This window comes from Moorena sp. SIO4G3 (genome assembly GCF_010692305.1).
GTDB classification, from domain to species: Bacteria; Cyanobacteriota; Cyanobacteriia; order Cyanobacteriales; family Coleofasciculaceae; genus Moorena; species Moorena producens_A.
In genome coordinates this window covers 1-10,363 of sequence record NZ_JAAHIG010000313.1, presented here as the reverse complement: position 1 = coordinate 10,363, position 10,363 = coordinate 1, and the positions used below count along the sequence as shown (strand labels likewise).

Below are 10,363 nucleotides of genomic sequence, written 5' to 3'. Positions count from 1 at the left end.
GAGATTAGTTTTCATCAGGGAGAGGAAGGAGAGTTCCATATTGAGTTCACTTTGATAGTTTACACTAGTTCCTGACTACCCTAATTTTCTCTCATCACAATGAATTAGCCCTGCTCCCAGGAGGGGAATCGGGAATCGGGAATCGGGAATCGGGAATCGGAACCCACCCCTAACCCCTCCCAGGAGGGGAATCGGGAATCGGCAAGAGGGAATCGGGAAAACTGATCTTACTCCCCATCTCCCCATCTCCCCATCTCTCCATCTCTCCATCTCCCCATCTCCCCATCTCCCCATCTCCCCATCTCCCTATCTCCCTACTCCCTACTCCCTACTCCCTACTCCCTCTTCCCGAATGGCAATCAAGATTGGGCAATATCTGCTCAACAGGAGTACCCCGAAACGGTTGCGCGGTCAGAATAATCGTGCCATCCTTTGCTGTTACCCAGCCAAGGGCTTCGATAATCACTTTTTTTTCCTGGGGAGGTTTAGGCTTTGTCAGTGATTGTTGCTGCTGTAATCGTTGTCTACTACTGCTGGGTAAGCCTGGACGAGAGAGCCAGCCCACTGTTCTGTCGGTATTAATCATCGAATCGTCTGCACTAGCTGGTAAACCCCCTTTACCAGTAATGAAAAAGGAACTCCCGCCAGCAATCCGATTATTCTCAAAGCCACAAAGGTCATTGGCCAGGATGGCTTCTGCATCTACCGGGCTTCCTGGCAATTCGGTTAAGCCTGAGGTGGGGTCTACCTCTGGGGTGTTAAGGATTACTTCACCGCTGAAGGATGGGCCAAGGGTGGAGGTGGCGGTGATGTCATTGTCTGGAGTTTCACGGTCTCGAAACTCTAAACCAAAGATGCCTTGGGCATTAATCTCAACACGACCTCCTTCACCTTCTAGAGCATTGGCGGTGATGTCGCTATTTCCCAGACCGAGTAAGATGTCAGTATTAATTTCTATATTTCCCCCAGTGGTATTCCTAGCATTGGTGGTAATTTTGCTTTCGTTGAGGAGTCGGATGTCACCGGAAGATAAAGTAATATTGCCTTTGTCTCCTCCTACAGTTTCTGCTGAGATCATTCCCTCGTTGTCAAGGAGGATAGAGTCAGCTTTAATCACCAAGTTGCCTGGATTGCCTTGTCCACGGTTTCTGACACTCAGGAACGCACCATCGGTCAGGGAAAGGTTTTCTGTAGTTATATTAATGTTACCTGCATTGCCTTGATTAAAGTTATCGTTACGAATAAAAGCACCATCCGTTAAAGAAAGCAATTTTGTAGAGATATTAATATCTCCTCCATTCCCCACAGCTTTTTCAGGCTTATCTATTGTACTGGTAATTTCACTGGAAACTAACTTAGGGTCGTTGGCTAATGCACTCGGACCTATACCTTCAAGAATCACATTGTCACGAGCCTCAATGGTGATCTTACCACCATTCCCTTGGGCTTCTGTATCAGCCAGCAGTGCCGAGGCATCTTGAAGCACTAGAGAACCTGTCTTGATTGTTATATCACCTGCTTTTCTATCACCCGTAACTTCATCTGCTTTTTCATTTATCTCGCTGATAATGATGGAGTTTGATAAGAAAACCTGGTCTTGTGCGTCTATAGAGATATTTCCTGAGTTTCCTCTACCAGAAGTGAAGGCACTCAGTTGAGCACGATTAGTTATCAAAAGAGATCCTTGTTCGATCATAATATCGATTCCACCACTGTTTCCTATAGCTCCAGAAAATACATTACTGAAAGCGCCACTAGGAAATATATCATTATTTACCCTGCCATCAAAGGAAACAGTATCTTTGGCTCTAATTGTTATTTTTCCTGAATTGCCTTGACCCCATACAATCGATTGTATTTGACCGGCATTTTCAACAACAAGCGAACCGGTGGTGATGTTAATTCCTCCAGTATTACCTTCGGCACCACTTTCCACGTTGCTTAATATCCCGCTCAAATCGCCTCCACTTTGCAACAACACTTGACCGCTTACAGAGATATTGATAATACCTCCATTTCCTTTTCCAGAAGTGTTAGCATTTATTCTGCCACCATTATCTAGAACAAGAGAACTAGCCTGGATGTTGATATTTCCACCAGAATTTCCTGTTGCTCCTCGAAAAACTCGGGCTGCTAAAGCGCTGGGAATAGGATCAGGCGATACACTAATTACTCGAACAGATTCAGTTACTCGAACAGATTCAATGGCATTAACTGTCAAATCTCCCCCCTGTCCTGAGCCGGATACATCCGTAGTTATCCTAGAACCACCCTCAAGGCTGAGCTGAGAAGCCTCAACAACTATCCCACCGCCACTTCCACTCCCTTCAGTATTCGCTAATATACCAGAGCGATCGCGTAAACTCACATTAGCCCCCTGCACCTGGATACTGCCACCACCTTTCCCACTGGTCTCAACAACAGCACCTTCGGACAAACTAATATCCTGAAACTGTTGAACTGATGAATAATCCAACACAAAACTAGTATCGGTTGGGGTCAGCTTCACCACATTATTAGAACCAACACTCCCCAGCTCAATCCGTCCATCGGTTGCTCTTAAGTTACCACCAGGAATAGTAACCTCACCACCAATCAGCCCTAAGGTTTTACCATTTGGTACCAGAAACAGACTAGACTGATTAGTAATACTCCCTGGATTTGAACCATATTGCAACCCAGAGGGTATATTAATCGTCAACAACGGTGTTTCATTGGGATTTTTAGCGCTGAAGACTGTGCCATCGTCAAACAAGACACTATCAGCAGTACTCCCAAAAAATGACCCTCCTAGATCTAGGCTGCTATTAGAACCAAAGACAATACCGTTGGGATTTATCAAAAATAAATTAGCATTGCCCAATACTCCTAGAGTTCCTAAAATATTGGAAACATTACCTCCAGTTACCCGACTCAGGATGTTCTCAATTCCCGTTGGATTCGCAAAATAAACTGCCCCAAACTCGGCCACATTGAAATCAGAAAAGCTGTGGAATAGATTGCTTTCTCTAATCGCCCCACCTTCTATCAAATCAGCCAGGGCACCTCTAACATTGACATTGGGCGTTACAACAGAACTTTCATTCCCGAGGGAATTATCTGGGGTGATTTGCCCTAATGCGGTAGTTGCAGCCAGTAGAGAATAGATAACAAAGGGACTTGCTTGCAGAAGTCCGTCAACCACAGCTTTCATGTTAATCAATCAAAATGCTCCCGATCTCTGGGATTATTTCATAAAATACCTGTCGATTCTGTTAAGTTTTATTAGGGTAAGTAGCGATGCAGCGCCGACCTGCGGGGGTTCCCCCCACCTCCCCATCTCCCCATCTCCCCATCTCCCTATCTCCCTATCTCCCTACTCCCTACTCCCTACTCCCTCTTCCCGAATGGCAATCAAGATTGGGCAATATCTGCTCAACAGGAGTACCCCGAAACGGTTGCGCGGTCAGAATAATCGTGCCATCCTTTGCTGTTACCCAGCCAAGGGCTTCGATAATCACTTTTTTTTCCTGGGGAGGTTGAGGCTGTGTTACTAATGGTTGCTGCTGTAATCGTTGTCTACTACTGCTGGGTAAGCCTGGACGAGAGAGCCAGCCCACTGTTCTGTCAGTATTAATCACCGCATCGTCTGCACTAGCTGGTAAACCCCCTTTACCGGTAATGAAAAAGGAACTCCCGCCAGCAATCCGATTATTCTCAAAGCCACAAAGGTCATTGGCCAAGATGGCTTCTGCATCTACCGGGCTTCCTGGCAATTCGGTTAAGCCTGAGGTGGGGTCTACGTCTGGGGTGTTAAGGATTACTTCACCGCTGAAAGATGGGCCAAGGGTGGAGGTGGCGGTGATGTCATTGTCTGGAGTTTCACGGTCGCGAAATTCTAAACCAAAGATGCCTTGGGCATTAATCTCAACACGACCTCCTGGGCCTTCTTGAGCATTGGCGGTGATGTCGCTATTTCCCAGACCGAGTAAGGTGTCAGTATCAATTTCTATATTTCCCCCAGTTGCATTCTGGGCGTTAGTGGTAATTTTGCTTTCCTTAAGCAGTCGGATGTTACGGGAAAATAGAGTAATATTGCCTTTGTCTCCCCCTGCTGTTTCTGCTGCGATGATTGCATCGTTGTTAAGGAAGATCGAGTTGGCATTAATCTTTACCTCTCCTGCTGAATTCTCCTGTTGAAAACTTCTAGTACTAACCGCTCCATCAGAGACAATTAACTGCCCAGTGGTAATTTCCAACAAATTTCCTGCATCTGGTGTTATTCCCCGATTAAACCGACCCGAGGCTGAGGTAAAATTCCCAATGAGTTGAACAGTAGAGGAGGTATTGAAACTCAAGTTCCCCGCGTTCCCAAGACCAAAAGTGCTAGCTGAAACTCTTGCTCCATCAGAGACAATTAACTTCCCAGTGGTAATATTTAAATCTCCCGCATTTCCTGTTGCTCCGGGATTACCTTGAGTAGACAAGCCGCTGACAAACCCACCCGAGGCTGAGGTACCAATCACTTGAACCTTTTCGTCGGCATCCACTGTCAAATTTCCCCCGTTCCCAATACCAAAAGTGCTAGCTGAAACAGCTGCGCCATCAGAAACTATTAACTCCCCAGTGGTAATCTTCACATCTCTGGCTTTTCCTGTGCCTTCAGTTTGAGAAAACAAGCCGCTGACAATCCGACCATCGGCTGAGGTGCCAATCACTTGAACTGTAGAGGAGGTATCCACAATCAACTCTCCCCCTTCCCCTTCACTAAAAGTGCCAGCTGCAACTTGTGCTCCATCAGAGACCATTAACTCCCCAGTGGTAATCTTCAAATTTCCCGCTTTTCCTGTCCCTTGAGTTTGAGTAGACAAGGCGCTAGGAAACCGACCCGAGGCATCAGTACCAATCACTTGAACCTTTTCGTCGGCATCCACTGTCAAATTTCCCCCGTTCCCAAGACCAATTGGGCTAGCTAAAATTTGTGCTCCATCAGAGACCATTAACTCCCCAGTGGTAATACTCACATCTCCCCCATTTCCTGTCCCTAGAGTTTGAGAAAACAAGCCGCTGACAAACTGACCATCGGCTGAGGTACCCATCAGTTGAACAGATTCAGTGGCATCCACTATCAAATTTCCCCCGTCTCCTTCACCAACAGTGCCAGCTGAAACAATTGCTCCATCAGAGACCATTAACTCCCCAGTGGTAATCTTCAAATTTCCCGCATTTCCTGTTGCTCCGGGATTAGCTTGAGTAGACAAGATGCTAGGCAACAGACCACCAATGACTTGAACTTCAGAGGCATTCATAGTCAAGTTTCCTGCGTCTCCTCCACCACTAGTGCTAGTATTCACTTGTCCTCCATTCTGAACCAAAAAAAAGTCAGTGTTAATCAGAATGTCTCCCCCATCTCCCGCACCGAAAGTTGAAGCAGAGAGGCTGCTAGAAAATCGAAATTGAATCAACCCATCAATCACTTTCACAGACTCAGAAGCATTCACAGTCAAGTTTCCTGCCTTGCCCTCGTCAAAAGCGTTACTTGATAGGTTTGCTCCATCCCTAAGGGTCAACTGACGAACATCGATGGTGATATCTCCACCGGGCAATGAGGTGAATGTGGTTGCTCTAACGATAGAGGTTCTACCAATATCTAACTGTGAACCCCGGATGGAAATTGCGCCGTCACTGTCAAAGGCAGCCAGGTCATTTTGTTCTTGAACGCTGTTACTGATAAAAGACCTCAGTATTTCGATATCCCGAAAGTTCTCAATACCTTCGTATCCCAAAACCCAACCTTTCCCTTTTGGTGTCAAACTTACCATACCTGGACCAGCAACACTACCGAGTTCAATCCGTCCACCTCGTGCTTCTAGAAAAAATCTTTCTAAGGTAATATCGCTTCCTACAAGAGCTAAGGTTTTACCCGGTTGCACTCTTAGCCCTAGTCCTTGAACGAAACTCTGGAAACCACTAATTCCTTGTGCCCTAATACTGCCTGAGTTTTCTCCATATTGCAAACCAAGAGGCCCCTTAATCGTTAACAGAGGTGGAGCATCTGGGTTGGTGGCGCTGAATTGAAAACCATTGTCAAACAGTACACTATCAGCAGTACTCCCAAAGAATGAGCCTCTGATATCTAGTCTGCTATTTGCACCAAAGACAATACCATTGGGATTAATCAAAAATAAATTAGCATTGTCCAATACTCCTAGAGTTCCTAAAATATTGGAAACATTTGTTCCAGTTACCCGACTCAGGATGTTGGCAACTCCAGCTGGATTCGCAAAATAAACCCGCCCAAACTCGGCCACATTGAAATCTTGAAAGCTGTGGAATAGATTGCTTTCTCTAATCGCCCCACCTTCAATTAAATCTATCAGGGTACCGTTAACATTCACATTGGGCGTTACAACAGAACTTTCATTCCCCAGGGTATTATCTGGGGTGATTTGTCCTAATGCGGTAGTTGCAGCCAGTAGAGAATAGAGAACAAAGGGACTTGCTTGCAGAAGTCCGTCAACCACAGCTTTCATGTTTATCAATCAAAATGCTCCCGATATCTGGGATTATTTCATAAAATACCTGTCGATTCTGTTAAGTTTTATTAGGTCAACTAGAGTAGGGTGGGCAAAGTAATCATTTGGTGACGAATCAAAACCACCAAACTGTTTTTGCCCACCCTACAAGCTGCTCCCGACTCCCGACTCCCGACTCCCGATTCCCGATTCCCGATTCCCTACTCCCTACTCCCTACTCCCTCCTCCCGAATGGCAATCAAGATTGGGCAATATCTGCTCTACAGGAGTCCCCCTAAACGGTTGCGCGGTCAGAATAATCGTGCCATCCTTTGCTGTTACCCAGCCTTGGGCTTCGATAATTACTTTTTTTTCCTGGGGAGGTTGAGGCTGTGTTACTGTTCGCGTAGCGTGGCCAAAGGCCTTACGCGATTCGTGGCCAAAGGCCTTACGCGATTCGTGGCCAAAGGCCAATGGTGGCTGGGATAATGCTTGTCTGCTGCTGCTGGGTAAGCCTGGACGAGAGAGCCAGCCCACTGTTCTGTCAGTATTAATCACCGCATCCTCTGCACTAGCTGGTAAACCCCCTTTTCCGGTAATGGTAAAGGAACTCCCACCAGCAATCCGATTATTCTCAAAGCCACAAAGGTCATTGGCCAAGATGGCTTCTGCATCTACCAAGCTTCCTGGCAATTCGGTTAAGCCTGAGGTGGGGTCTACGTCTGGGGTGTTAAGGATTACTTCACCACTGAAGGATGGGCCAAGCTCAGACGTGGCAGTGATATCATTGTCTGGAGTTGGACGGTCTCGAAACTCTAAACCAAAGATGCCTTGGGCATTAATGGTAACACTACCTCCTGGGCCAAGTTGAGCATTGGCGGTGATGTCGCTATTTCCCAGACCGACTAAGGTATCAGTATTAATTTCTATATTTCCCCCATCAGTATTCTGGGCGTTAGTATTAATGTTGCTTTCGTCGAGGAGTCGGATGTCACGAGCTTCTAGGATAATATTGCCTTCTTTTCCTGCTGTTTCTGCTGTGATGATTCCTTTGTTGTCAAGGAAGATGGAGTTGGCATTAATATCTACCGTGCCTGCTGAACTACCCGGTTGAGTGCTTGTAGCACTAACTTCTGCTCCATCAGAGATAATTAACTGCCCAGTGGTAATTTTCAAGAACTCTCCTGCATTTCCTGTCCCTTGAGCTTCAGTCAACAAGCCGCTGGGAATCCGATCATCGACTGAGGTACCAATTATGGGAGTACCAATTATGGGAAACAGAGCATCGGCTGAGCTCCCAATTAATTGAATCTTTGAAGAGGCATTGACAGTCAAATTTCCCCCGTCCCCAAGACCAACAGTGCCAGCTGAAACTTGTGCTCCATCAGAAACAATTAACTCCCCAGTGTTAATACTCACATCTCCCCCATTTCCTCTGGCTAAAGTCAGAGCAAACAAGCCGGTGAGAAAGCGAGTCTCGTCTGCCGTACCCATGAGTTGAATCGTCGAGGATGCATTGACAGTCAACTTTCCCCCGTCCCCAAGACCAACAGTGCCAGCTGAAACTTGTGCTCCATCAGAAACAATTAACTCCCCAGTGGTAATAATCACATCTCCCCCATTTCCTGTGGCTAGAGTGCCAGCAAACAAGCCGGTGGGAAAGCGAGTATCGGCTGTCCTACCAATGAGTTCAATCCTAGAGGAGCCATAGACACTCAAGGTGCCCCCGTCCCCTTCACGGAAAGTGGTAGTTGAAACAGATGCTCCATCAGAGAGAATTAACTCCCCAGTGTTAATACTTAGATCTCCCGCGTTTCCTGTTGAGCCTGTACTAGCTTCAGAAAACAAGCCGCTGGGAGACTCACCATCGGGTGTCGTACCCATGAGTTCAATCGTCGAGGAGGCATTGACAGTCAAATTTCCCCCGTCCCCTTTACTGAAAGTGTTAGCTGAAACAAATGATCCATCAGAGACTATTAACTCCCCAGTGTTAATACTTAGATCTCCCGCGTTTCCTGTTGAGCCTTGATTAGCTCCAGAAAACAAGCCGCTGGGAAACTCACCATCGGGTGTCGTACCAATGACTTTAACAGTCTCGGAGGCATTGACACTCAAGGTTCCCCCGTCCCCAATACCCCTTGTGCCAGCTGAAACAAATCCTCCATCAGAGACAATTAACTCTCCAGTGGTAATACTTAGATCTCCCGCGTTTCCTGTTGAGCCTGTACTCGCTCCAGAAAACAAGCCACTGCTGAACTCACTATCGGGTGTCGTACCCATGAGTTCAATCGTCGAGGAGCCATTGACACTCAAGGTTCCCCCGTCCCCAAGACCCCTTGTGTCAGCTGAAACTTTTGCTCCATCAGAGACAATTAACTCTCCAGTGTTAATACTTACATCTTCCGCATTTCCTGTTGCTCCTCGAAAAACTCGGGCTGCCAAGAAGCTGACAATACCATTAGGGGATACACCACTGACTCGAACAGATTCAGTGGCATTCACTGTCAAATCTCCCCCCTGTCCTGAGCCCAATACATCCGCAGTTATCCTAGAACCACCCTCAAGACTCAACTGTGAAGCCTTAACAACTATGCCACCGCCACTGCCACTCCCTTCGGTATCCGCAAACACAAAAGAGCGATCGCGTAAACTCACATTAGCTCCCTGCACCTGGATACTGCCACCACTTTCCCCACTGGTATCAACCAAAGCACCCTCAGACAAACTAATATCCTGAAACTCTTGAACTGATGAATAATCCAACACAAAACTAGTATCGGTTGGGGTCAGGTTCACCAAACTATTAGGAGCAACACCCCCCAGCTCAATCCGTCCATCCAATGCCAATAGAGCGCCACCAGGAATAGTAACCTCACCACCAATTAATCCTAAGGTTTGACCATTTGGTACCACAAAAAGACTAGATTGATTAGTAATACTCCCTGGATTTGAACCATATTGCAACCCAGATGGAATATTAATGGTCAACAACGGTTTAGCATTGGGATTTAATGCACTGAATACTGTGCCATCGTCAAACAACACACTATCAGCAGTACTCCCAAAAAATGAGCCTCTGATATCTAGTCGGCTATTGGGACCGAAGAAAATACCTTTGGGATTGATCAAAAATAAATTAGCATTACCCAATACGCCTAGAGTCCCCAAAATATTGGAAACATTTGTTCCCGTTACCCGACTCAGTATGTTGGCAACTCCAGCTGGTAAGCCAAAATAAACTCGCCCCATTTCTGCCACATTGAAATCCGAAAAGCTGTGGAATAGATTGCTTTCTCTAATCGCCCCACCTTCAATTAAATCTGCCAGGGTACCGTTAACATTGACATTCGGAGTTACTACAGAACTTTCATTGCCCAGGGTATTATCTGGAGTAATTTGCCCTAATGCCGTAGTTGCAGCGAGTAGAGAATAGAGAACAAAGGGACTTGCTTGCACAAGTCCGTTAACCCGAGGTTTCATGTTACTAAAAATGAGCTACCGAATTGATATGATTATTTCATACAATTTAGGTTTATGCTGTTAATTTTTATTAGGCCAATATGGCAGTTTTCAATTGGGTGAGGTGCATTTTTTAGTTAAGTAGGGTGGGCAAAGTCATCATTTAGTGACCAATCAAAACCACCAAACTGTTTTTGCCCACCCTACAAGCTGTTCCCGACTCCCGACTCCCGACTCCCTACTCCCGATTCCCTACTCCCGATTCCCTATTCCCTACTCCCTACTCCCTGCTCCTGAATGACAATCAAGATTGGGCAATATCTGCTCCACAGGAGTCCCGTTAAATGGTTGTGCCGTCAGAATAATCGTGCCATCCTTTGCTATTACCCAGCCAAGGGCTTCGATAATTA

Annotated in this window: 6 protein-coding genes; 2 read left to right on the top strand and 4 right to left on the bottom strand. The window is 46.3% G+C overall.

Features of this window, described 5'->3' with window-relative positions:
- Positions 1 to 75: 75 nt before the first annotated feature.
- The 3 genes from F6J99_RS34405 to F6J99_RS34395 form a co-directional block, all read right to left on the bottom strand.
- Positions 76 to 294, bottom strand: coding sequence for a hypothetical protein (locus F6J99_RS34405; protein WP_293119870.1), 219 nt, complete (start codon positions 292 to 294; stop codon positions 76 to 78).
- 34 nt (positions 295 to 328) lie between these two features.
- Positions 329 to 3,193 (bottom strand): S-layer family protein, encoded by a 2,865-nt coding sequence (locus F6J99_RS34400; RefSeq protein ID WP_293119875.1) that lies wholly within the window; start codon positions 3,191 to 3,193, stop codon positions 329 to 331.
- 169 nt (positions 3,194 to 3,362) lie between these two features.
- Positions 3,363 to 6,512 (bottom strand): S-layer family protein, encoded by a 3,150-nt coding sequence (locus tag F6J99_RS34395; RefSeq protein WP_293119873.1) that lies wholly within the window; start codon positions 6,510 to 6,512, stop codon positions 3,363 to 3,365.
- Positions 6,513 to 6,622: 110 nt separating this feature from the next.
- Here F6J99_RS34395 and F6J99_RS34390 point away from each other — a divergent pair, with 110 nt between their 5' ends.
- Positions 6,623 to 6,793, top strand: a complete 171-nt coding sequence (locus F6J99_RS34390; RefSeq protein ID WP_293119868.1) for a hypothetical protein — start codon at positions 6,623 to 6,625, stop codon at positions 6,791 to 6,793.
- Here F6J99_RS34390 and F6J99_RS34385 read toward each other — a convergent pair.
- Positions 6,723 to 9,950 (bottom strand): filamentous hemagglutinin N-terminal domain-containing protein, encoded by a 3,228-nt coding sequence (locus tag F6J99_RS34385; protein ID WP_293119866.1) that lies wholly within the window; start codon positions 9,948 to 9,950, stop codon positions 6,723 to 6,725. The two genes, F6J99_RS34390 and F6J99_RS34385, sit on opposite strands and share 71 nt — an antisense overlap.
- 169 nt (positions 9,951 to 10,119) lie before the next feature.
- Between F6J99_RS34385 and F6J99_RS34380 the strand changes: the two genes are divergently transcribed.
- Positions 10,120 to 10,254, top strand: coding sequence for a hypothetical protein (locus F6J99_RS34380; RefSeq protein WP_293119864.1), 135 nt, complete (start codon positions 10,120 to 10,122; stop codon positions 10,252 to 10,254).
- The last annotated feature ends 109 nt before the right edge of the window (positions 10,255 to 10,363 follow it).

What these genes read in the sequence shown, in the direction of transcription:
- F6J99_RS34405 (WP_293119870.1), bottom strand. Translation starts at nt 294, where the DNA reads ATGGGGAGATGGGGAGATGGGGAGATGGAGAGATGGAGAGATGGGGAG.
- F6J99_RS34400 (WP_293119875.1), bottom strand. Translation starts at nt 3,193, where the DNA reads ATGAAAGCTGTGGTTGACGGACTTCTGCAAGCAAGTCCCTTTGTTATC.
- F6J99_RS34395 (WP_293119873.1), bottom strand. Translation starts at nt 6,512, where the DNA reads ATGAAAGCTGTGGTTGACGGACTTCTGCAAGCAAGTCCCTTTGTTCTC.